Origin of the sequence: Streptomyces sp. NPDC057697, from assembly GCF_042799335.1 — a bacterium.
Taxonomy (GTDB): domain Bacteria; phylum Actinomycetota; class Actinomycetes; order Streptomycetales; family Streptomycetaceae; genus Streptomyces.
This window is the reverse complement of record NZ_JBHVJA010000003.1, coordinates 672,466-696,187: the sequence shown is the minus strand read 5'-3', so window position 1 is coordinate 696,187 and position 23,722 is coordinate 672,466. Positions and strand designations below refer to the sequence as shown.

Sequence of the window (23,722 nt, the reverse complement as noted above, 5' to 3'; positions counted from 1 at the left end):
GGTCGAGCCGGTGGCGACCACCCCGGCGGACTGGGCGGAAGTGACGAAGGCGCTGGGCCGCCGCGGCAACATGCTGCGCGACACGACGTACCACACGGGCTTTCCCCGGCGGGATCTCCACGTGGTCTCCGACGGCGTGGTCGTCACGGCGGGACTCGCGCTGGGCACGCACGTGGGGTTCGTCCGCTACGCCGACGGCTCCACGATGGTCATGGGCGACGTGGTGGTCACCGAGCACGAGCTCCAGCACGTGATCGACGCATGGCAGGCGCACGGCCTCGAACAGACCGCGCTCCACAAGCACCTGCTCGCCCAGACGCCCGACCTCTGGTGGACCCATGTCCACGGCCACAGCCATGACGCGGTGGCCCTGGCCCGGGGGCTGATGGCGGGGTTCGACCGCACCGGCACCCCGCCCCCGGTGCCGCCGCAGCGCTCCGACCCGGTCGATCTGGACATCGCCGGGATGGAGGCGGCGCTGGGCGCCCGGGGGACCACCGAGGACGGGCTCTACAAGGTCCTCTTCGTCCGCCGCGAGACCATCACGGACGGCCGTCTGATCCTGCCTCCCGGCCTGGGGGCGTCCAGCGCCTTCAACTTCCAGCCCCTGGGCGGTGGCCGGGCCGCGCTCAGCGGGGACTGCGTCATGCGCGCCGAGGAGGTCCCGCACGTGCTGAGCGCGCTGCGGCGCGGCGGGATCCAGCTCGTCGAGCTGCACAACCACCATCTGACGGAGGAACCCCGCCTGTTCTTCACCCACTTCTGGGCCGTGGGCGACGGCGTCCGGCTCGCCCGCGCGCTGCGCCCCGCGGTGGACGCGACCGACGTCGTACCGAACGGCTGAGGGGGTCCGCACCGGCCGCACCGGCCGTACGGGCCGCACCGGCCGTACGGGCCATCGGGCCCGCGCCGGTCACCGGGCCGAATTGCGCCGGTCCAGCGACCGGCGCCGCCGAATCCGTTCTGCATATGGACCAATCGGCCCGGACCGGCGCGTGGCCCCGGGAGCGATCGGGCACCCATGTCCCGTCCAGCCCGCACCTTCCAGGAACCCCCCATCCGATCCTCATCTGGAGCTCCGCATGGAACCAGTCGCCGGCGCACGGCTCTGCCCGTTCGACTACGCCGAGGCCCTCGAATTCGACCCGGTGCTCAGGCACTTGATGAACGAAGCGCCCGTCTCCCGCATCCGCCTCCCGCACGGCGACGGTGAGGCATGGCTCGTCACCGGTTACGACGACGTGCGTACGGTGACCACCGACCGGCGCTTCAGCCGCAGCGCCATCATCGGCCGCAACTTCCCGCGCATGACCCCCGAACCGATCGTTCAGGACGAAGCGATCAACGTGATGGACCCGCCGGGCAGCAGCCGACTGCGCAGCCTGATCTCCAAGGGCTTCGCCCCCCGCCACATGGAGCGCATGCGGGTCCGCACCCAGCATGTGGTCGATGAGCTGCTGGACCGGATGGAGGAGCGTGGTGCCCCCGCCGACCTGTTCGAGCATCTGGCGGCCCCCCTGCCCCTGACCACCATCTGCGAGGTTCTCGACATTCCGGAGGCCGACCGCGCGCAACTGCGCGCCCACGCCCGGACCATGATGGACACCACCGTCGAGAACAAGGACGCGGCGGTACGCGCCAAGGCCGATCTCCGGGCGTACTTCGAGACGTTGACGGCCGAGCGGCGCGCCAACCCGGGCGACGACCTGATCAGCGCGCTGGCCACCGCGCGCGACGGTGACGAGATCCTCAACGACCAGGAACTGACCGTGATGGCCATGGTCCTGCTGATCACCGGCCAGGACACCACCACGTACCAGATCGGGAACATCGCCTACACGCTGCTCACCAGGCCCGACGAGCTCGCCATGGTGCGCGAGCGGCCCGAGATGCTCCCGCAGGCCATCGAGGAACTGCTCCGCTTCATCCCCTTCCGCAAGGGCGTCGGCATCCCCCGGGTCGCCACCGAGGACGTGGAGCTCAGCGGCGTTCAGATCCGGGAGGGGGACATCGTGCACGTCTCCTATCTGACGGCCAACCGTGACGGCCGGAAGTTCGACCGCCCCGACGAGCTGGACCTGGAACGGCAGGGGCCGTCCCACATGACCTTCGGGTGGGGCGGCCACCACTGCCTCGGTGCCCCGCTCGCGGCCACCGAGCTGGAGGTCGCCATCGGAACGCTGCTGAAGCGCTTCCCCGCCCTGAAGCTGGCCGCTCCGGCCGAGGAGGTCCGCTGGAACAAGACGTCCATCTGGCGCTATCCCCTCGAACTGCCCGTCACCTGGTGAACCGGGGGCGCCCCGGGTGCCCGCCCGCCCCGGCCACGGCCGACGACGGGCCGTCATCGATGATGCGTCGGCCTGCGGCCGGCGGCAACCCGGGGCGCCTGCCGCAGCGGACACCGGACGTATGCCGGGCGCGTACGCCCCGGCGCGCCGGACCCCGCCCGCAGACGAACACCAACGCGAACGCCACACGCGGACACACCGGCGCGCCGAGCCCCGCCCGCAGACGGACACCGGGGCGCCGGGCTGCTGCCCCGTACGAGCGCCCCCTCCGCACAGCCCACACGCGCCCCCTCCACGCACGCCACCCCACCCCACCCCACGAGACCACCCCACGAGCCACCCCCACCCCACCCCGGGAGCCACTTCCTCCCCGCAAGCCACCCCTCCGCGCGCCGCCCCGTCCCCACGAGCCACCCCCACTCCGCGCACCGCCCCGTCCCACGAGCCACCCCCTCCACGCGCCGTACGACCGTCCTGGCCACGGTTTCTCTCCGCGCGGAGGACCCGTGGCCGCCGCGCGCCAAGGCCCGCTCGACACGCGCCGGGGCCCGCTCGACATGCGGCCCCGATCCGGCTGCCGTAGCGTGATTCCGACGGTCACCCCAGCCGTGGCGGATCCGCTTCCGCCCACGAACGGCTGGCACTCATTCTTCGACGGTCGGCCCGTCCGCGCCCGTTCCAGGGGATACCTGGCCCGGCACCGGAATACACCAGCGCTCCAGCCCCACGCGATGACGCGTGCACGGAGCCGCGGTGGCCGTCTCCGGCAGGCGAATGCCCCGTGACTCTTCGGGCCCGGCCGTGTGAACCATGTCCGCTAGGAGGAGTTCCATGGCGGTTCTCTGCAAGCCGGCCATCGAGGTTCCCGAGTACGTCATCACCAACGAGGAAACCCTCGAACTGGCCCAACGGTTGCACGGCGACCATCCGCAGATCGACCTGGTGCTGCGTCTGATCGAACACACCGGGGTGCAGAAACGACATCTGATCCAGCCGATCGACAAGGTGTTGCAGCACCCGGGTTTCGACGCCCGCAGCGTGACCTACGAGGAACACACCAAGGCGCGGGTCCCCGCGGTGGTGCGCCGGGCGCTCGACCAGGCCGAACTTGAGCCGAGGCAGATCGACTTGATCGTCTACGTCTCCTGCACCGGCTTCATGATGCCGCCGGCGACCGCGTGGCTCATCGGCGAGATGGGCTTCCGGCCGGAGACCCGCCAGCTGCCGATCGCGCAGCTCGGCTGCGCCGCGGGTGGAGCGGCCGTCAACCGGGCCCACGACTTCTGCACGGCGTACCCCGACGCCAATGTGCTCATCGTGGCCTGCGAGTTCTGCTCGCTCTGCTACCAGCCCACCGACCTGGGCGTGGGATCGCTGCTCTCCAACGGGCTCTTCGGCGACGGCATAGCCGCCGTCGTGCTCCGGGGCAGCGGCGGTACGGGAGTCCGTCTGGAGCGCAATGGCTCGTACGTCATCCCGGCCACCGAGGACTGGATCTCCTACGCGGTCCGGTCCACCGGATTCCACTTCCAGCTCGACAAGCGGGTGCCCGGCACCATGGAACCCCTCGCACCGGCCCTGGAGGCGGTCGCCGAGGAGAACCAGTGGAACGCCGGAAAGATGGACTTCTACATCATCCACGCGGGCGGCCCGCGCATCCTGGACGACCTCAGCCACTTCCTGGACGTGCCGCCCGAGGCATTCCGCTTCAGCCGGGCCACACTCACCGAGTACGGCAACATCGCCAGCGCCGTGGTGCTGGACGCCCTGGGCAGGATGTTCGACGAGGCATCGGCGCTCGACGGCCACCGCGGCCTGATGGCCGGCTTCGGCCCCGGCATCACCGCCGAGATCTCCCTGGGCACCTGGACCTCCGAGTCGGAGACCTGACCCCCCGCCCGTTCCCGCTCCCATCCCCTGGCTCCCACCCCTCCATCGCCCCGCACCTCCACCCCACCCCACCCCACCTCACCTCCTCTTCGACCGCACCCCTCCCCTCCCCCGGCCCGCGCGCCTTCCCGGCATCCGCGGACCGGGGGCGGGGCCCGCCCCGCCACCTGCCGCCCGTGCCCCGCCCCCTGCCCCCTGCCCCTGTCAGCCGGGCCCCGCCCCCTGCTTCCCAGGCCGCCGCCCAGCGCGCCGGGCGGCAGTGTCAGTGCCGGGTGCCAGACTCGAAGGCATGACCGAACGCTGGGCTAAGGCATGACCGAACGCTGGGCTCTGGCCATGACGGAGACCGGTGGCGCCCTCCTCGCGCCACTGGCCCCCACCGGCCTGCCCGCCGCCCCGGTCGTGGCCGAGGCCGATCTCGTGACGGCGGTCCGCTCCCGCCCCGACGTCACCCGTTGGGTCTGGCGGTCCACCGCCGAGATCTACCCACGCCTGCTCGCGGCCGGCGTCCACATCAGCCGCTGCTACGACATCGAGGCCGCCGAGTCGCTCCTCCTCGCCCATGAGGGGCGCCTCGGTGAGCCCCGCTCGGCGGCTGCCGCCCATGCCCGCCTGAACAACGCCCCCGTACCCCCCGATCCGCCGATCCGCTCCGCGGAGCCCGGCTCGCAGTCCTCGCTTTTCGAGCCCCCGTCCGGCGCCCAGCTGCCCTTCGACGACCTCCTCCGGGTCTATGCCGAGCAGCTCCGCCGCCACGACACCACCGAACACCCGGACAGGATGCGCCTGCTCACGGCCTCCGAGTCGGCCGGGATGCTGGTCGCCGCCGAGCTGAACAGATCCGGCCTGCCCTGGCGCGCCGATGTCCACCGCGACGTCCTCCACGACCTGCTCGGTGAGCGGTACGCGGGCGGCGGCGAGCCCCGGAAGCTGGCCGAGCTGGCCGACAAGGTCTCGGCCGCCTTCGGCAGACGGGTCCGTCCCGACCTCCCCGCCGACGTCGTGAAGGCCTTCGCGCAGGCCGGGATCAAGGTGAAGTCCACCCGTCGCTGGGAGCTGGCGGAGCTGGACCACCCGGCGGTGGAACCCCTCATCCAGTACAAGAAGCTCTACCGGATCTGGACGGCGCACGGCTGGGGCTGGCTCCAGGACTGGGTGCGCGACGGCCGCTTCCGCCCCGAGTACCTCCCGGGCGGCACGGTCAGCGGCCGCTGGACGACCAACGGCGGCGGCGCGCTCCAGATCCCCAAGGTGATACGGCAGGCGGTCGTCGCCGACGAGGGCTGGCGCCTGGTCGTCGCCGACGCCGACCAGATGGAACCCCGGGTCCTCGCCGCGATCTCCCGCGACCGCGGTCTGATGGAGGTGGCGGGCCATGACGGCGATCTGTACACGGCGCTGTCGGACCGGGCGTTCCACGGCGACCGGGACCACGCCAAGCTCGCGCTGCTGGGCGCGGTCTACGGCCAGACCTCGGGCGACGGCCTGAAGAACCTGGCCGCCCTGCGCCGGAGATTCCCGCTGGCCGTGGCCTATGTCGACGATGCCGCGAAGGCGGGAGAGGAAGGCCGTCTCGTACGGACCTGGCTGGGCCGGACCAGTCCCCCCGCCGCGGGAAGCGGGGCGGGCGAGGAAGCCGGAATCCCGCAGGAGAGCCCCGAACCGCCCTCCGGCGACGACGGGTTCGCCTCCGGTGACGCCCCGTCGAGCGGGTTCACCCCCGGTTACGCCTCGTCGAACGCCCGCGCACGCGGCCGCTTCACCCGCAACTTCGTGGTGCAGGGCAGCGCGGCCGACTGGGCGCTGCTGCTCCTGGCCGCCCTGCGCCACTCGCTCCGCGCCGCCGGGCTCCGGGCGGAGCTGGTCTTCTTCCAGCACGACGAGGTGATCGTGCACTGCCCCGAGGAGGAGGCCCCGGCCGTGGTCGCGGCGATCCGGGCGGCCGGAGAGCTGGCCGGGCGGACCGCCTTCGGCGAGACACCGGTGCGCTTTCCGTTCACTACGGCGGTGGTGGAGCGCTATTCGGATGCGAAGTGAGCCCCTTGTCCGACCCCGCACCGGCACCGGACCCCGGACCGACACCTGGACCTGGACCGACACCGGAACCGGACCCCGGACCGGCGCCGCGCCTCGGACCGGTGGCCGGACCTTCGTCGAAGCCGGCCAGCCCGTGGTCGTAGTGCGCCGGGCGCAGATGCTGATGGCGGTGGCGGGCGTTGAGCAGATGAATGACGTACGCCGCGATCGCGATCATCGCGAGGACGACCACGACAGTGACCAGGGTTTCCATGCGATACCGGCCCCCTTCGATGCGCAGGCCGACCCGGGCGGCTCACCTGGAGCCGTATGTCTCCAGGTTACTCCGCAGCACCGCTCCCGGCCCCTGCCGGGAACCGGGAGCGGTGCGACGGTCGGGGGTCCGGGCCGGAAGCACTTCCGGCCCGGACCCGGCGCGGCGCGTGCCCCGCGAGGGAACGCTCCGGGGCACGCCCGCGCGGCGGGGTGCGCCCACGCCGAACTGCGTATCTACCCGCGTTCCCACAGCGCGGGGACGTTCGGCGGTTCCCAGCCGGCCATGGCCGAGTGCGCCTGCAGACAGCGGTACGCGACCCCGCCGTACGTGACGCGGTCTCCCGCGTTGTAGAGCGTTCCGGCCGCCCAGGTGGAGCCGGGCGGGTCGGTCGGCGGGTCCGTCGGATCGGTGGGCGGATCGGTCGGACTCTGGGCGACGTCGAGGACGAAGTCGAAGGTCCCCTGCTTCGCCGAACCGGCGTCCCGGACGTTCATCAGGAGCGCCGGGTCGAAGAGGGAGTCGGTGTTGTTGCGCGGCTCGCCGGGGAAGTACAGCTGGGTGGTCAGGATGCCCGAGCCGGGCGCCTGGACCTTGACGTGGATGTGGCGGGTGCGCCCCGGGTACAGCCCCGGCACGATCGTGGTCAGGCTGAAGGCTCCCGACTGATCGCTGAACTGGTGCCCGCGGAAGGCGAATCCGCTCATGTCGTACGCACCGTTGGTGTCCGCCTGCCAGAAGTCCAGCAGCACTCCGGAGATGGGCCTGCAGGCCCGCCCGAAGACATAACCGCTGACGGTCAGCCGGACGCCGGGCGTGCTGTCGGTCACCAGGCTCGTTCGGAGCGGGGAGTTGGGCTTGAAGTACGGCCCCTCGATCTGGTCGTGCGTCGGGCCGTCGCCGTCGTCGCAGTTCGGCGTGGGGGCCAGCGGCCGGCCACCGGTACCGGCGTCACGCGCCAGCGCGACGCCACCGCCCGCGAGCAACGGCACGGTTCCGGCGACGAGAGCGGCCTTGAGCAGGGTCTTGCGGCTGATCCGGCGGTCGCCGCCGGGGCCTTCGGTCGGTTCTGGGGTCATGGCTGATTCCTCGGGTGGGGGAAGGACACGTGCATGACACAGAGCAGGAGCGAGGTACGAGGAGCGAGGTGCGAGGAGCGAGGTGCGAGGAGCGAGGTGCGAGGTGCGAGGTGCTGAGCCCGGGTCCGAGCCCGGACGCGGGTCCGGGTACGAGTACGAGTACGGATCGGACGCCGGCCCGAGTAGTGACTCCGGCACGGGTCCGGGTGCGCGCCGCCCGGCCGGGAGGCCGGAGCGGAAGCCGGGCGGGCGCAGTCTGCGTGGCGACCCCATCGGGACCACCGGGACCAATCAGGGCCACCGGGACCACCGGGACCATCAGGGCCACCGGGACCACCGGAACCGCCAGGACAACCGAGACCACCGGACTCGCAGCAGTCCCTGAAGCCACAGAGGCTGCGCGGCCGAAGCCACAGAGGCTGCGCGGGCGTCACCCTCAGATGCGCTGCCAGAGGGCGGGCACGTTCGGCGGTGTCCAGCCGGCCTGCGCCTGGTGGGGCTGGAGGCACCGGTAGCTGTCGGAGCCGTACGTCACGACATCGCCCGCGGCGTACGTCGTGCCCGCCGCCCAGCTGCCGCCCGGCTCGGTCGGCGGGTCGGTGGGCGGCTCGGTCGGGGTGCCGCTGGTGACCAGGGTGAGACCGTACGCCTGGAGCGCCGGGTTCAACGGCTGGAAGTACGTCGTCCCGCCCTGGGAGCAGTTGCCGGAGCCACCGGAGGTGACGCCCTGCGCCTGGCTGCCGGAGATGAACGACCCGCCGGAGTCACCGGGTTCGGCGCACACATTGGTCCGGGTGACCCCGGAGACGGTGCCCTCCTGGTAGGTGACGCTGGTGTTGCGCTGCTGGACCGTCCCGCAGTGCCAGCCGGTCGTCGAGCCGGAGCGGCAGACCGACGCCCCTTCCAGCGCTTCGGTGGAGCCGGTGACCGTCACATCGCCCTGGCCGTAACCGTTCACCAGCGCGCGCGGCGTCCAGCTGGTGTTGGTGGCGACCCAGGAGTAGTCGCGGCCGGGGAAGGTCGAGCCCTGGAAGGAGCCCTGGGCCTGCTGGTTGTAGCCGCTGGTGCTGACCCCGGGCGTTCCGCAGTGCCCGGCGCTGACGAAGCCGGACTGGCTGCTGCCCCGCTTGACCGGGAAGCCGATGGAGCAGCGCCCCGAACCGTTCATGTAGTACGCGTCGCCGCCCCGCAGATCGGTGAACGTACGGGGCACGGAGTCGGTCTGCCGTACCGTCACCATCTTGGGCGACACTCCGGCACCGGCGAGGAACGCGTCGGCGGCCGAGGTGCGGGCGGCCTCCAGGACGACCCGGTTGCTTGCCACGTCGACGTACCAGACGGGCACGTCCTTCGGGGCCCGGTGCAGAGCCACCCGGTCCAACGCGGCCTTGGCCGCGTCCAGTTCGGCCTGGCTGTGCTCGACGACGACGGGCCTGGCGCCGGCCTCGCGGATCCTGGCCGCGTCCGCGGCGTCGGTGGTGGCCACGGTCAGGGCCGCGTCGTCCCCGCTCACCCGGGCACCGGCGAAATCCGCGCCGAGGGACTGCTTCAGCCCCGCGGCGACGGCCGCCGCCCGGGTCTCGTGTCCGATCCGGTCGCGCGCCTCGGCGGCGGTCAGTCCGAGATCGCGCCGCATGGCCGCCAGCAGACCGGGCGAGAGCTGCTCGGCCCCCGTGGCGGTGGGGGTACGGAGGTGGGGAGCCGGATCGGCGGATGCGCTGTTGGTCAGGCCCGCCAGCGCGAGCACACCGACGGCCACGGTGGCGGTACACGCGGCCAGGGCGCGTCTGCGGAGCATGGATCTCTCCACGGAACTCTCCTTGACTTCGGGGGAATTGCCGCCAAGGTAGCCGCGTACACGTCATCCCCAGGAGATCCCGTCCGCCCCCTCACTTCGCGTTATGGGCTCCCTGACCAGTGACGATGGGCCCCACGTTCCGCAGTCGGGCCGCGGACATGCCCTTCCGCCGCCGATCCCCGTAGGTTCGCCCCATGCGAATAGGCGAGCTACTGGGTGCCGGACGATCCGCCGATGTGTACGCGCTCGACGAGAAGTGGGTCCTGCGCCGATACCGCGACGGCATGGACGCCACTCCCGAATGGATGGTCATGTCCTACCTCGGCGCCCACGGCTACCCGGTCCCCCGCCTGGGCCCCCGGGACGCCACGACACCCCCCGGCGACCTGGTACTGCAACGGCTGTCCGGCCCGACGATGCTGGACTCGCTGCTGAGCGGCGAGCTGTCGGCGGCCGAGGCGGGCGCCCTGCTGGCCGGTCTGCTCGCCGAGCTCCACACCGTCCCGGCCAGGCTCTCCCCGCACCCCGGCGACCGGATCCTCCATCTCGACCTGCACCCGGGCAATGTGATGCTGACGGACAGGGGCCCCGTGGTGATCGACTGGAGCAACACCACGGAGGGCGCCCCGTCCGAGGACCGGGCCATGTCGTCCCTGATCCTGGCCCAGGTGGCGGTCGACCCCGACTCCCCCGCATCGGCAGGCGCCCGCTCCCTGCTGGAAGCCCTGGTGCCGCACCTCACCGCATCCGGCGGCATCCCCGCCCACCACCTCGCCGAGGCAGCCTCGCGCCGAACCGCCAACCCGACAATGAGCCCGCACGAGGTGGCCCTCATCGACCGCGCGACGTCCCTGGTCACAGAACTGACCACCTGAACACCGCCCCACCCCCGGCCACCGATGCCCGCCCGGTCCCCACGGGTCCACGTACCCACGGGTCCACGTATACGGCAGGACGTACCACGTACGACGACTCGCGCGGCACCCTCCGGCGGGCGATGCATGAAAATCCGGGCGTCAGCGTGACGAGGTGAGCCGCGTGGCGACCAGGCTCGCGCTGCGAGGTCGGCACTCCTCGGCGCCGCCCTCCGCGCCGGCGCCGGCACCGAAGAGCCCTGTTGACGTTCCGGCGGCTGTGAGGCGATGCGCGGGCCGGATCCCGGTGGCGACGATCCGGGTGGGGCCCGCGAGGAGGACTGTGCCGTCGTCGTGGACCGTGACGTGCAGGGTGCCACCGGGCACATCGACCCGGAACACACCGGTCCTCGGCCCGGCGGAGGTCAGTATGTGGGCGGTGACGGCGGCGCAGGCGCCGGTGCCACAGGCACTGGTCTCACCGACGCCGCGCTCATACACCCGCAAGTCCAGGTGGCGCGGGCCGCGGCGGTGGACGAACTCGACGGTGACGCCGTGCGGATAGGCGTCGGCCGGTGTGACGACCGGGGCTACGTCGAGGGGCCCGGGGTGGTTCAGGTCGTCGACGAAGGCAACCGCGTGCGGGTTGCCGACATCGACGTGCACGGCGGGCCGGCTGGAACCGCCGGCGGTGACGGTGATGGCGTCCGGACCGGGCAGGGTGGGACGGCCCATCTCGACTTGGATGTCCCGGCTGTCGTCGGTGGGCACGTGGACGGTGCGGATTCCGGCGCGGGTGGCGATCGTCATTCGGCCGGGCGCAGCAAGCTGCGTGGTGACGAGGTGGCGGGCGAAGACTCGTATGCCGTTGCCGCACATGGCACCGAGGCTGCCGTCCGCGTTGCGATAGTCCATGAACCAGTCGGCGCCATGAGCCATCGCGACGGCTTCGGGTGTGCGGCTGGTGGGGACGGCACGCAGGAGCCCGTCCGCGCCGATGCCTGTGCGACGGTGGCACAACGCGACCACATCGGCCGGACTCAGTTGCAGCTGGTTGTCCCGGTCGGTCAGAACGAGGAAGTCGTTCTGTGCTCCGTGCCCCTTGGTGAACGAAAACGTGTTGAGCATGATGTCCGGTTCTCCTGCCCGTGTGCGGCCGCGCTACCTGGTCGGCAGCGGAACGGTCTCTGGAGCGTCGGCCACCGTGCCGGTGGCCAGGGCTTTGCGGTGCCGACGCAGCACCGCGTCCTCCCTCAGGAGCAGGGCATCGGGCGAGTAGTGCGGGAAGCCGATGGCCTGCTCCAGCGCGGGAAGGAAGTTCCAGCGCACCGAGGGGTGAGCGGAGTGGGCGTAGTGGTAGAGGTCGCCGTAGGGCAGCCATGTGCCGCGCGCGAGAAGGGCGAGTGCGGGCAGGTTCGGGTACAGGCGGAGGCAGCGCGCGGCTTCGACGACGGCGGGCGGACCGGTGATCGGGTCGGCATCGAACCAGCGGTGTTCGACGAGCAGCGACATCCAGGCGAGCTGTGGATAGAGCAGCAGTCGCGGAATGACGAACACGAACAGTGCCACTTGCCAGCCCCAGGCCCACGTGGCGAAAGCGGGGGCGATGACGAGCGCGGCGAGGCGTCCCCAACGGGCCTGTGAAATGCGGACATTTGCACAGATGCTCTGGACCGTGTCGACGGCGCCGCGTGGCGTGAGCGGGTATACGACGGCACGTACGAAGTGCCGAGTGGGGACGCCGGGCAGGAGACCTGCCTGGTGCAGATCACCGAGGTTCGGGTCCACACCGGAGACGGTGGCGTTGGGATGGTGCTCACGCACATGCCGTTGCCGACGTACCGGTACGGGAACGAACCCGAGCGGAAGGTGCACGGCGACTTCCGCCAGGAAGGTGCTGAGCCGGGGGTTGCGGGTGAGGACGCCATGGACCGCGAAGTGACTGACCTCCTGGAGGTGACGCATCTTGACGGCGCTCACGATGGCGGTCAGCGCCCAGGCCCAGGCGCCGTGGTGGGCGGCGAAGAGGCACCATCCGGCTATCTCCAGCCAGTGACCGATGAGCAGCAGGACGGGAGTGGTGTTGTTGACGCGCTGACGTTGCAGCGCCATGACGTCGCGCAGCGTCTTCAGCGTGTGGCGTCCGCGGCGGGGACTGTGCCACCAACGGTCGGCCTGCCGGATCGTGATGCCCAGGGTGATGAAGAGCAGAGCAGTGAACATCGCGCCTCTCTCGGCGTCGGGTGCATGGGTCCATGAGGTCCGGGCTGTCCGGCTACGGGAGGAGAATGCGCTCGGCATCAGCGGGATGGCCGTCGAGGACGCCGGGGGGCCCTGCCGGGCCCAGCCTCTGTAGGTACTCGGCGCGCGGGATGCCTCGCGCCCCCACACTGACCGTGTAGTCGTTGTGGCCCTGCGCATCCAGGAGCCGGATGTTGCCGGGGCGGGTTCGGCGTGCGAGGTCCGCGATGGCGACCTTCGCGGCGTGGGGTCTGTGGCTGAAGGTGGACGACATGACGAAAACCTGGTCGAGGGCGAAGCCGAAGAGGCCGCCGACGAGTTCGTCGTCTTCCCACACCTCGATGCTCTTGACCCATCCGTCCCGGTGCAGGTCCTGGAGACACTCCATCAGGGCTTCGGTGATCCATCTCGGCTTGCGGTCGCCGCGGCAGGCTTGCAGGACACCGGTGAAGTCCTCGTCCACACGGGTCGTCCAGGACGAGCCGCGGATCTTTTTCCGGACCGTGCGACCCAGACGGATTTCGTCGGTGGGGATGACGTAGCGGAGATACGGCGACCACCACTGTGTGCCGTACGGATTCACTGTGGAGGGAATCACGGGGATGTCACCGGCCTGGACGTCCGGGCCGTAGGTGGCTTCGGCCTCGGCGAGGTCGTCGGCTTCGGATCGGGGAAGGCAGAACACGCCGTGGTGGTGGGCTGCGAGCAGGACTGCGGACGAGAGGTCGCCGCCGATGGCGACGGGGACGCCGAGCCCCATGCCCAGCGTCGCCTCCGACCAGAACTCCGGGCCCAGGGCGGCTACGTGCACGGAAGCTGTTGTCATGTCCGTCCCTTCCTCAGGCGGGCAGGGTCGCTTGCGCGTCGGCAGGCACCGTGGTCAGGTGCCGGCTGACGGCGTGCTGGAAGTCGGGCATACGCGGGTTCTCGAAGATCGTCCGAATGGGGAGGGCGATGCCCAGGCGGTGACGGAGCATGAGCGTGAGCTGGGTGGCTCTGGTGGAGTCACCGCCGATGTCGAAGAAGTGGTCACTGGCCCCGATCGCATCCGCTTTCAGGACCTCGTGCCACGCGGCGTTCAGGATCTCGGGCAGCTCCTCACCTGCCGCCTGTGAGGAGTCAGGGTGCTGCTGAGCCTCGGCGGTGAGAGAGGTGAGCGATCGGATGTCGGCCTTGCCCGCGGTGTTCATCGGGATGGAGCCGACCGCCACGAGGCGGGGAATCATGTGCGCGGGCAGGCTCTCGGCCAGCCGGGCGCGAACCGCTCCCAGGTCGGTGCCTTCGCTGAGGACGATCCAGGCGTGCAGCCCCTCGCCCGCCCGGCCCTCCAGCAGGGCAACCGCGGTGTTGGCCACTTCGCGGCATGCGCGAAGGTGATACTCGATCTCACCGAGTTCGACACGGTGCCCGTTGATCGAGACCTGATTGTCGAAGCGGCCGAGGAACTCCAGTTGGCCGCGCGAGTCGTACCGGCCCCTGTCCCCGGTGCGGTAGGCGCGCAGGGGCGTGGGGGTGCCGGGGCGGGCGAGCAGGACGAAGCGGGCCTGTTCGGCCGGACCGGGGTTGAGGTAGCCGCGGGCTACCTGGTCGCCGGTGATGCAGATCTCGCCGATCTCACCGTCGGGTACGGGCCCCAGCTCCGAGTCCAGGACGAGGGCGTGGTTGCCGGGCAGCGCGGTGCCGATGACCGGCCCCGGGTGCTCGGCCAGGACGGCTCCGGTGACGTACACCGTGGTTTCCGTGGGGCCGTAGTAGTTGTGGGTGCGCACGTGCTTCAGGGAGCGCAGCTGCTGCCACAGATCGGCATCGATGGGTTCGCTGCCCAGGATGAGGAACTTCAGCGAGTCCAGCGCGGCGGCGCCGACGGCCAGGAGCAGGGCCCGTAGCTGTGTCGGTGTGCCGTCGAACAGATCGATGCGTTGCGTACGCAGCAGGTTCCCGAGACGTTCCGGGTCACGGCGGGTGGCCTCGTCCACGATGACGAGCGTGCGCCCACGTGCCAGGTTGGCGAAGTCCGCGAAGAAGGGGTCGGCGCTGGTAGCGCCATTGAGTGCCACACGTCGCACTCCGGGATCACGCCCGCCGTACAGGGCCTGCTCCATGCTGTCGGCCATGGCCGACAGGGTCTTGTGCTCCACCATGACGCCCTTGGGCCGGCCAGTGGTGCCGGAGGTGTAGATGACGTAGGCGAGATCGGTGGCCTTCGTCGGCACGCCGCCCCGGTGCCACGGCTCAGCTTCGTTCGCCTGACCGGGTCCCGGGAGAAGCAGGGTACGGATGTCGGCGGGCAGGGAAGCGGCCAGCTCTTCGGTCGTCACCGCGATGCGGGTTCCGCTGTCACGGAGCATGTGCTCACGGCGGCGGGGCGGAGCGACGGGGTCCATCATCAGGCAGGCTCCGCCTGCCAGCCAGATGCCGAAGACGGCAGCGACGAGGGCGGGCGTGCGCGGCAGGCACATGGCCACGGTCATCTCGCGTCCGACGCCTTCGGCTCGCAGTCGACCGGCCAACTCGTACGCCTGTGCCGCAAGATCGCGATAGGTGAGTTGCGTGTCGCCGTGGACCACCGCGGCGCGGTCGGGATGCCGTGCTGCCATGGCGAGCACGGCGTGAGGCAGGCTGGTCGCCTGCCTTCCGCCCTCGCCGGCCGGAGTATGCGGCGTGATCTCGGCTATGTCAGTGAGGTTGGTCATGGGCGTTTCCTCCACAAGGCTTGGGATCGCTGTTCCGGGCGTGGTCTCGTGTCCCACGTCGAGCAGGGCTCGGAGAGTTGAGGCCGTCCGGGGCGCGGCGGGGGGCGGACCCAGGACGTACGTACGTGCCAGGCGCCGCCGGGCAGACGGGACTTTCGGCACACCCCCTAGGCCCTGTCTTCGAAGTGCGGTCGTCCGGCCGGACGCCGCACGGCAGACGACAGTTTGAAGACAGGGCCTAGCAGCGGACCGAGTCCAGGCGCCGCGTGGTCGGCAGGAGCACGGCGATGCCGCAGGCAGTGAGCATCGTGAACCCACCCACCGTGAGAACGGCGGAAGCGCTGGAATGGCGTGCGAGGAGGCCGGCGAAGAAGTATCCGAGCGGTTGCAGCGAGTACGAGAGAGTCATGTTCACGCTGTAGACCCGGGAGAGAAGGTGCTCGGGAACTCTGTTCTGCAACAGAGTGTTCTCGATGACGTCGAAGGACAGCCCGACACCGAACAGAATCGCACCGAGGAACAACATTCCGGGCTGATCGCCCAGCGTGCCGAGGACCGTGGCTCCCAGGCCCATCGCCGAACCCAGAGCGATCAAACCGGTGCCTGCCCTGATCCCTCGCAGAAGCCCGATGACCAGCGAGGCCAGCAGCAGTGCGGCGATCTCTGACGCGCTGACCAGTCCCAGGGTTCCCACTCCGCTGTGGGCTTGCTGCACGAGCGCGGGCAGGAGCACCGAATAGGGTGCCAGACACAGGATATTGACCGCGAGCGACAGGACGATGATCAGAATCAGCCAGGGCTCGGAGTACGTGTAACGCAGCCCCTCGGCGAGTTCCGTGCGGAGCCCGTCCTTGGTGCGCGTGCTGGGGCGGGCTCGGATCTTCGTGGCCACCATCGCGATGGCCGCGATCGCGAAGGAAGCCGCGTTCAGTGCGAAGACGAGCGCGGGGCCGCCGACGCTGAAAACACCGGCTGCCAGCAGGGGCCCCGCAAGGCGAGCCAGGCTCCCGGACGCGGTGAACACGGAGTTGGCCTTGCGGAACTCCTTCTCTTCGAGCAGTTCGCGGTTCATGGCCGCGTAGGCCGGGCTGTAGAAGGCACTGACGGTGCCCAGTACCACGGCCGCAGCCATCAGGAGCCCGAGGGAGAGGTGGCGTGCGGCTGCGAGCGCCGCGAGGGCACCGATGGCCAGAGCAGCCGTGCAGTCGGCGGCGATGATGACGGAGCGACGTGACCATCGGTCGGCCAGGGTGCCGCCGGCCACGGAGAAGACGACCTGCGGTGCGAAGTTGAGGGCCAGAATCAGGCCCATGGCGGCTGTTGACGATGTCAGCCGGTAGACGGTCCAGCCGAGCGCGACGGAGTACGCGCCGTTGCCGACTTTCGAGACCGTCTGCCCGACCCAGAAGAGGACGAAGTTGCGCTGGGCCCACAACCGTCGCGAAGCAGCGGGACGATCCGCCGCTACGGCGGCGGGCTCTGGTGCGCGCAGGGTGACGTTCACGGCCGCGGACCCGTCGTGGAGGCCACGCGCCCTGAAGCCGCGGGAATGTATGGCGGGCCGCTCACGCGCCGACCTGTTCGAAGGCGTCCCGCATGGCATCGACGAAGGCGGGGTGGCTCGTGATCTGGGCGCTCGTGACCTCGTCCATGGATCGCACCGTGCTGCGGGGAGCGATGTCGTCCCACAGGACCTCGGGGTCGTGCGCCGATTCCTCGGTGATGAAGACGTTGACGGGGATGTCGAGCCGGCCGAGCGAGCACCGTATGAACGCGTCGTACGACGCCGACCACAGCGCCTGCCGCCAATAGAAGTCCGAGGCCGGCACAGGCTCGTCAAGCCAGTGCAGCTCGCACATCTGCTCCATCACATGGTCGAGGTCGGTGTCCAGGTCCGTGGTCTTGAACCGCTGCGCCAGTGACGCGAGCCGCATGTCGTACAGGTCGGCGAGACCGAGACGGGGGCTGGTGTCCAGTTCGCCGCGCGCCGCGTTGACCAGGTTCAGCGGGCCGACCTGCTCGCCGGACTCGACGAGCCTGGTGGCGATCTCGTAGGCGATCTGCGAGCCGCCGCACAGTCCGCTCAACAGATAGGGCCCGTGTGGCTGGATACGGCGGATGGCGCACAGGTAGTGCTTCGCGATCTCCGGGACCGAACCCGGCGGCTCCGTGCGGTCCCGCAGCCCGATCGCTTCGAACCCGTAGACGGGATGACCGTCACGGAAGTTGTCCACGACGTCGCGCATGAAGGCGATGTTGCCCGCCGTGTACGGGGTGATGAATACGGGGATCCCCGAGCCGGAGGCCAACTCAAGCGGGGCGGGAACGTCCCCGTCGCGGGCCGGCCGACGCGTGGCCCATGCCGATGCGAAGTCGGTGACGGTAGAGGAAGTGCGCGTGATCGTGCCCATCTGACGAGGTTCTCCTCCTGCTCGAAGGTACGTGACCGGGCCCCGTGCCCCTGTGCCGGACTCGAAACGACAAGCCGACTGGACCGACCGGGACGACGCCGGGATCAGCCGCCCCAGGTGACGTCGGTCACCGTGACCGGAGAGCCCGAGGCGGCGACCGGGGCCCCCGGAAGAGCCATCGCGTTCGGGGCCAAGACCACTGTCACGCCGATGGCAAGGGTGCCGAGAAGGGCACGGGAAGCGACTCGGATCAAGGACATGGTTCCGCCTCTCAAATGATCTATACAGCGAAGGGAAATGTGAGTCATTTCGGACCGGTTGAAGGACCGCTGGTGAAGGCGGAAACCAATCTCGTCGATCCAAGGCCGCAGGTGAAGAGACTTCGGCTGTCCTAATTAGGGTCTGGCATATCCCGTCCACTCGGGCCTCGCCGGAACTGCTGGTCGTAGAAGTCCGGCACCAGACGGATGCCGCAGCTGGTCAGCCTGAACCCTGCGAGTTCAACGTGCTCGTCGAGCGCGCGCCGACAGGCCCGCGCCGCCACGCCTTCCGCTTCTTCCACGCTCCGGGCCAGCACATACAAGCCCACGAGCGAGTCGTCGCGTTCCATGGCGGAATGAACGACGACGTGTTCGACTCCCCGTTCGGCGCATCCATCCCATATCAACTGCGCCGCCTCGGCCGGAAGGGGAATGTGATGTGCATGGCTGAAATGCGCGTGGACCAGGTACATAAGGCTGAGCTTCGAGGCGACAGAATTCCACTTTCAAGCAGACCGCACACCGCTCTTTATGACATTGCATAAAGAGGCCACCCCGGCCGGGCTCACCTCGTACCCTGTTGATCTCGCCAACCGACTGGAGGAGTGAGGGTGTTGGAGTCCCTGGGTCTCTCGCCGACGGCCGAGAAGGTGTACCGCGCCATGCTGGCCTACCCCGATGAAGGGGTCGCAGAGCTGGCCCAGCGCCTGTCGTTCGCCGAAGAAGCGGTTCGAGACAGTCTCTCCCTGCTCAGCACGCTGGCCATCGTGCAACCTGTTCAGCGGGAGGGGACCCGGGGACAGCTACGTCCGGTCAGCCCGAAGATGGCGATGGAGATCCTCCTCGCCCGGCAACAGGCGGACCTGGCCGAACAGCAGTCACGCATCGAGGCATCACGCGCAGCCGCCGCCCAGCTCATCGCCGAGTGCTCCGGCATGAGACCACAGAGCGCAGACGGCGAACACTTCGACGACGCGGAGCAAATACGGGAGCGACTGGCGCAGCTCGCGCACCAGACGCAGAACGAGATCATGACGTTCGCACCCGGCGGCTCACACAGCGACGCAGACCTGAGGGCGAGCCGAGGTCCCAACCACGAGTTGCTGAACCGGGGAGTCGTCAGCCGCACGGTCTACCTCGACAGCGTGCGCAACGACAAACCGACCCTCGAACACGTCAACTGGCTGAACAAGCACGGCGCACAGGTGCGCACTGTCGTCTCACTTCCGGTGCGCGTGATCATCTTTGACCGGCGACTAGCCATGCTTCCCACCCACACGGTCGACGCACGCACAGGAGCCGTGCTTGTCAACGGAGAGGGAACCATCGCAGCCCTTTGTGCCCTTTTCGAGTCCACCTGGGCCACCGCCACCCCACTCGGAGACACCCCGGCCGCAGCGGAGAACGATCTCACCAGCCAGCAGGCCGAGATGCTCAAACTCCTCGGCGACGGCCTCACCGACGAGGCGATCGCTCACCGGTTCGGCATCTCCCCGCGCACCGCGCGCCGCATCGCTGCTGAGCTGATGGACCGCCTGGACGCACGCAGCCGCTTCCAGGCGGGGGTTCATGCGGCCCAACGGGGCTGGCTCACACGATGACGATCAGCTCGCCCCGCTTTCGACGCGGTGAAGATGGCGCTTGGGGTGCGCAGGACAGCCGAACCGTCGCCAGTACCTTGACGAAGAGGGCATCCGATCGGAGGACAACGTCGAGTGGATGGCGTTCGCTCGTCTTCCTGCCCTTCATGCCTTCACCATCAATCGAGGCAGTCACAGTTCCGTCCACGTCAGCCGCATTCGAAGCGCCGTGATCATCACCGCTGCGTCCCTCCAGGAGCCTGCCCTCAACGGGCGCGCGAACCGAGCGGCCGTCGAGCCGGCCCGACCTCATCACGTCGTGCGGTCCGGATGCGCTGCGGCAGCCCTCCGCCGCTGCCGTCACGATGAGCTCGGAAACCGCCTCTGGCGTCACCAGGTGAACGGCTTCCACGGGATCCGTTCCGGACTACTGCGCAGCGACCCCGACGAGACGGGCAGCGACCCATCTGTGCGAAGCCGAGCGTCCTCCGTCCTGCGGGCACGCCATGAGCGTACGCAAAAGGCCAGGTCACGGGTTATGTGACCTGGCCTTTTCACTGAGCCGCCTTCGGGATTCGAACCCGAGACCTACGCATTACGAGTGCGTTGCTCTGGCCAACTGAGCTAAGGCGGCACGCCCTGTCGCACCATGGTGCGATCAGCAGCGTCGCCAAGTCTACACAGTTTCCGGGGGTGCTCCGTACCAGCCTTGTTCCGCACCGTTTTCGCAGGTCAGTGGGGAGGTCGGCGAGGAGGCCGGGTGGTCAGGAGCACTTCTCGTCCTTGGTCGGCGGGGTGCCCTCCAGGAGGTAGGTGTTGATCGCCGTGTCGATGCACTTGCTGCCACGGCCGTACGCCGTGTGGCCGTCGCCCTCGTAGGTGAGGAGGGTGCCGGAGGAGAGCTGGCCGGCCAGGGACCGGGCCCACTTGTACGGGGTGGCCGGGTCGCGGGTCGTGCCTACCACGACGATCGGGGCCGCTCCCTTCGCCGTGATGCGGTGGGGGGTGCCTGTGGGCGGGACCGGCCATTCGGCGCAGTTCAGGGCGGCCCAGGCGAAGGACTTGCCGAAGACCGGGGATGCCTTCTCGAAGCTGGGGACGGCACGGGCGGCGGCCTTGGCGTCGGTGAAGGCGGGCGGCAGGTCCAGACAGTTCACGGCGGCGTTGGCGAACATGAGGTTGGCGTACGTGCCGTTCGGCCGGCGTTCGTAGTAGCTGTCCGACAGGGCGAGCAGACCGGAGCCGTCGCCCTTCTGGGCCGCGGCCAGGGCCTCGCGGAGCTGGGGCCAGGCCGACTCGTCGTACATGGCGGCGATGACGCCCGTGGTGCCCAGGGATTCGGTGAGCCTGCGGGACTCGCCGGTGGCGATCGGCCGGGCGTCGAGGTCGTTGAAGAGCCGCTTCAGACGGGTGGCGGCATCGGTGGCCGAGGTGGTGCCGAGCGGGCAGTCCTTCTTCTTCACGCAGTCGGCGGCGAAGGCCTGGAAGCCGGTCTCGAAACCGGCCGTCTGGTCGCGGTTCAGGGTGAGGGAATCGAGCGACGGGTCCATCGCCCCGTCGAGGACCAGCCGCCCGACCCGGGCGGGGAAGAGCCCGGCGTACGTCGCGCCCAGGAAGGTGCCGTACGACGCCCCGACGTAGTTCAGCTTCTCGTCACCGAGCAGGGAGCGCAGCACGTCCATGTCGCGGGCGGTCTCGACGGTGGAGACATGGGGCAGGATCTCGCCGGAGTGCTTCTCGCAGCCGTTGGCGAGCTTCTTGAACGCATCGGTCAGCTCGGTGACCTCGTGGGCGTCGTCCGGGGTCTGGTCGACCTCGGTGTAGCTGTCCATCTGGGGGCCGGTGAGGCAGACGACGGGCTCGCTGCGGGCGACTCCGCGCGGGTCGACGGCGACCATGTCGTAGCGGGCGCGGACCTGGGCCGGGTAGCCGAGCGCCGCGTAGCTCTGGAGGTACTCGATGGCCGAGCCGCCGGGGCCGCCCGGGTTCACCAGGAGGGATCCGATCCGCTTGCCGGGGCCGGTGGCCTTCTTGCGGGAGACGGCCAGATCGATCTCGGTGCCGTCCGGCTTCTTGTAGTCCAGCGGCGCCTTCATCGTCGTGCACTGGAACCCCTCGACGCCGCAGTCCCGCCACTTCAGCTGCTGCGCGTAGTACGGCTTGAGCCCTGCGGGGACGGCCGGTGCGGACAGGGCGGAGGAGGCAGAGGACGCGGACGACGACGTACTCGTCGAACTGCCGCTGGTGCAGCCGGAGATGAGCAGGCCGGCGATTCCGAGCGTGGTGGCGAGGATGTGGAGCGAGCGCCTGGTGTCCATCCCCGGAGCGTAGTCGCCATGCCACGGTTCGCCCCGATTCGCTCCCCGTACGGGTGAATGAACGATCATGAATGAGCGATCGTGAACGGGTCGGGCACGGACAACCGGCCACGAACGGACGAACCAGGAACGGCCTAGCGGGGGGGAAGGGGAGGAGGAACGGACCGTGGGGGCTGGGTCGTCCTCCGGTTGGGACGGGCCGTTGGATGGGGCGACCCGTTGGGGCGAACTGCGGGATGGGCCGACCGACCGGAGGGGGCGAGGCGTGGGATGCCGACCGGCGGTGGGACCGGAACGGGCCAATGGGACCGACTCGGGGACCGGAATGGCCGACGCGGAGACCGGAACGGGCCGACGGGACCCACATGCGGGAACGGGAACGGGCCAATGGGACCCACGCATCGGACCGGAACGGATCGACGGGACCCATGCGCGGGAACCGGAACGGGCCGACGAGACCCACGCACGAGACCCACGCATCGGGGACCGGAACGGATCGACGAGACCCACGCATCGGACCGGAACGGGCCAGCCGCCGGGAACGGAGCGTGTCAGCCCGCGCGCAGTGCCATCGTCATCGCCTCCACCGCGAGCAGCGGCGCCACGTTGCGGTCCAGCGCCCGGCGGCAGGCGATCACCGCCTCTATCCGGCGAAGCGTGCGTTCGGGCGTGGAGGAACGGGCGATGCGGTCGAGGGCGTCCTGCGCGTCGGCGTTGGCGATGGCGATCCCGGAGCCCAGCTGGATGGCCAGCACATCGCGGTAGAAGCCGGTCAGGTCGGTGAGCGCGAGATCGAGGCTGTCGCGCTGCGTACGCGTCTTGCGGCGCTTCTGCCTGTCCTCCAGCTCCTTCATCACCCCGGCGGTACCACGCGGCAGCCGTCCCCCGGCCGCGGCACCGAGCGCGGCCTTCATCTCCTCCGTCTCCTTGACGTCGACCTCCTCGGAGACCTGTTTGGCGTCGTCGGTGGCGGTGTCGATCAGCTCCTGGGCGGCCTTGAGGCAGCCCCCGATGTCCTCCACCCGCAGGGGCAGCTTGAGCACGGCGGCACGGCGCGAGCGGGCCCGCTCGTCGGTCGCGAGGCGGCGGGCCCTGCCGATGTGGCCCTGAGTGGCCCGCGCGGCGGACGCGGCCCGCTCCGGATCGATGCCGTCGCGCCGGATCAGGACGTCGGCGACCGCGTCCACCGGGGGCGTGCGCAGCGTGAGGTGGCGGCAGCGGGAGCGGATGGTCGGCAGCACGTCTTCGAGGGAAGGCGCACAGAGCAGCCACACCGTGCGGGGCGCGGGTTCCTCGACCGCCTTCAGCAGTACGTTCCCCGCGCCTTCGGTGAGCCGGTCGGCGTCCTCCAGGACGATGACCTGCCAGCGGCCGACCGCCGGAGAGAGCTGGGCGCGGCGGACCAGCTCGCGGGTCTCCTTCACACCGATGGAGAGCAGATCCGTGCGGACCACCTCGACATCGGCGTGGGTGCCGATGAGGCTGGTGTGGCAGCCGTCGCAGAAGCCGCAGCCGGGCGCGCCTCCCAGGGCGCGGTCCGGGCTGGTGCACTGGAGGGCGGCGGCGAAGGCACGGGCGGCGGTGGAACGGCCGGAGCCCGGCGGCCCCGTGAACAGCCAGGCGTGGGTCATCTTCGACCCCGACGGGACCGGCTCGCCCGCGGAGTGGGCGGTGACCAGCGCGTCGGCGTCCCGGGCGGCCGCGCCAAGCTGCTCCTGCACCCGGTCCTGGCCGACCAGGTCGTCCCATACGGTCATGCGTCACCGCCCTTCCGGTGGAGTGCGCGCCGCGCGGCCGTCGTACGGTGCCGCGGCGCGGCTCTGATGCCACTGGTTGTCATGGTCCGCGGCACTGTCGTACCGCTTGTCGTTCCGGCTCCCCGCTCCTGGCTCCCCGCTTCCGGCTCCCGGCCCTGGCCACCGGTTCTCGCACCCGGTCCCGGCGCACCGGTCCAGCTCCCGGGACCGTTTCCCCGAACCAGCTCCCATTGTGGGGGACGGGTCTGACAATCCCGGCAACG

The 23,722-nt window shown here is 70.1% G+C and carries 18 protein-coding genes and 1 tRNA gene; 6 read left to right on the top strand and 13 right to left on the bottom strand.

Features of this window, described 5'->3' with window-relative positions; all coding sequences use genetic code 11:
- Positions 1–10 precede the first annotated feature (10 nt).
- The 4 genes from ACFVFH_RS12905 (at position 11) to ACFVFH_RS12890 (ending at position 6,215) form a co-directional block, all read left to right on the top strand.
- Positions 11–844 (top strand): DUF1259 domain-containing protein, encoded by an 834-nt coding sequence (locus ACFVFH_RS12905; RefSeq protein WP_383766546.1) that lies wholly within the window; start codon positions 11–13, stop codon positions 842–844.
- Between the two features lie 238 nt (positions 845–1,082).
- Positions 1,083–2,288, top strand: coding sequence for a cytochrome P450 (locus tag ACFVFH_RS12900; protein ID WP_383766543.1), 1,206 nt, complete (start codon positions 1,083–1,085; stop codon positions 2,286–2,288).
- 831 nt (positions 2,289–3,119) lie between these two features.
- The gene (locus ACFVFH_RS12895) at positions 3,120–4,178 is read left to right on the top strand and encodes a type III polyketide synthase (RefSeq protein WP_383766541.1); all 1,059 of its coding nucleotides are present in this window, start codon (positions 3,120–3,122) and stop codon (positions 4,176–4,178) included.
- 312 nt (positions 4,179–4,490) lie between these two features.
- On the top strand, positions 4,491–6,215 hold the full coding sequence (locus ACFVFH_RS12890) for a bifunctional 3'-5' exonuclease/DNA polymerase (RefSeq protein ID WP_383766539.1): 1,725 nt from the start codon (positions 4,491–4,493) through the stop codon (positions 6,213–6,215).
- Positions 6,216–6,704: 489 nt separating this feature from the next.
- On the opposite strand, the gene ACFVFH_RS12885 is transcribed toward ACFVFH_RS12890, so the two are convergent.
- Positions 6,705–7,547 (bottom strand): carbohydrate-binding protein, encoded by an 843-nt coding sequence (locus tag ACFVFH_RS12885; protein WP_383766536.1) that lies wholly within the window; start codon positions 7,545–7,547, stop codon positions 6,705–6,707.
- Positions 7,548–7,983: 436 nt separating this feature from the next.
- Positions 7,984–9,345 (bottom strand): alpha-lytic protease prodomain-containing protein, encoded by a 1,362-nt coding sequence (locus ACFVFH_RS12880; protein WP_383766814.1) that lies wholly within the window; start codon positions 9,343–9,345, stop codon positions 7,984–7,986.
- Between the two features lie 194 nt (positions 9,346–9,539).
- On the opposite strand from ACFVFH_RS12880, the gene ACFVFH_RS12875 reads away from it, so the two are divergent.
- Positions 9,540–10,220 (top strand): phosphotransferase, encoded by a 681-nt coding sequence (locus tag ACFVFH_RS12875; protein WP_383766534.1) that lies wholly within the window; start codon positions 9,540–9,542, stop codon positions 10,218–10,220.
- Positions 10,221–10,361: 141 nt separating this feature from the next.
- On the opposite strand, the gene dapF is transcribed toward ACFVFH_RS12875, so the two are convergent.
- The 7 genes from dapF to ACFVFH_RS12840 form a co-directional block, all read right to left on the bottom strand.
- Entirely contained in the window at positions 10,362–11,327 is a 966-nt protein-coding gene (dapF, locus tag ACFVFH_RS12870) for a diaminopimelate epimerase (RefSeq protein WP_383766532.1), read from the bottom strand.
- Between the two features lie 33 nt (positions 11,328–11,360).
- Entirely contained in the window at positions 11,361–12,422 is a 1,062-nt protein-coding gene (locus ACFVFH_RS12865; protein ID WP_383766528.1) for a fatty acid desaturase, read from the bottom strand.
- Between the two features lie 52 nt (positions 12,423–12,474).
- Positions 12,475–13,266, bottom strand: a complete 792-nt coding sequence (locus ACFVFH_RS12860; RefSeq protein WP_383766525.1) for a leucyl/phenylalanyl-tRNA--protein transferase — start codon at positions 13,264–13,266, stop codon at positions 12,475–12,477.
- Positions 13,267–13,279: 13 nt separating this feature from the next.
- A complete protein-coding gene (locus ACFVFH_RS12855) occupies positions 13,280–15,133 on the bottom strand; it encodes a non-ribosomal peptide synthetase (protein WP_383766522.1) in 1,854 nt (617 codons plus the stop codon).
- Between the two features lie 238 nt (positions 15,134–15,371).
- Entirely contained in the window at positions 15,372–16,637 is a 1,266-nt protein-coding gene (locus tag ACFVFH_RS12850; protein WP_383766519.1) for an MFS transporter, read from the bottom strand.
- 61 nt (positions 16,638–16,698) lie between these two features.
- On the bottom strand, positions 16,699–17,544 hold the full coding sequence (locus ACFVFH_RS12845; RefSeq protein ID WP_383766517.1) for a thioesterase domain-containing protein: 846 nt from the start codon (positions 17,542–17,544) through the stop codon (positions 16,699–16,701).
- Between the two features lie 391 nt (positions 17,545–17,935).
- Positions 17,936–18,277 carry a hypothetical protein gene (locus ACFVFH_RS12840; protein WP_383766514.1) on the bottom strand — a complete coding sequence of 114 codons (342 nt, stop codon included), beginning with the start codon at positions 18,275–18,277 and terminating at the stop codon, positions 17,936–17,938.
- 138 nt (positions 18,278–18,415) lie between these two features.
- Here ACFVFH_RS12840 and ACFVFH_RS12835 point away from each other — a divergent pair, with 138 nt between their 5' ends.
- On the top strand, positions 18,416–19,405 hold the full coding sequence (locus tag ACFVFH_RS12835; protein WP_383766511.1) for a LuxR C-terminal-related transcriptional regulator: 990 nt from the start codon (positions 18,416–18,418) through the stop codon (positions 19,403–19,405).
- Here ACFVFH_RS12835 and ACFVFH_RS12830 read toward each other — a convergent pair.
- The 4 genes from ACFVFH_RS12830 to ACFVFH_RS12815 all read right to left on the bottom strand — a co-directional run bounded on the left by ACFVFH_RS12830 (position 19,395) and on the right by ACFVFH_RS12815 (position 23,459).
- Positions 19,395–19,796, bottom strand: a complete 402-nt coding sequence (locus ACFVFH_RS12830) for a hypothetical protein (RefSeq protein WP_383766508.1) — start codon at positions 19,794–19,796, stop codon at positions 19,395–19,397. The two genes, ACFVFH_RS12835 and ACFVFH_RS12830, sit on opposite strands and share 11 nt — an antisense overlap.
- A 148-nt stretch (positions 19,797–19,944) precedes the next feature.
- Positions 19,945–20,018 (bottom strand) — tRNA-Thr (locus tag ACFVFH_RS12825).
- A gap of 130 nt (positions 20,019–20,148) precedes the next feature.
- Entirely contained in the window at positions 20,149–21,702 is a 1,554-nt protein-coding gene (locus tag ACFVFH_RS12820) for an alpha/beta hydrolase (protein ID WP_383766505.1), read from the bottom strand.
- A gap of 551 nt (positions 21,703–22,253) precedes the next feature.
- A complete protein-coding gene (locus ACFVFH_RS12815; RefSeq protein WP_383766502.1) occupies positions 22,254–23,459 on the bottom strand; it encodes a DNA polymerase III subunit delta' in 1,206 nt (401 codons plus the stop codon).
- Between the last annotated feature and the right edge of the window lie 263 nt (positions 23,460–23,722).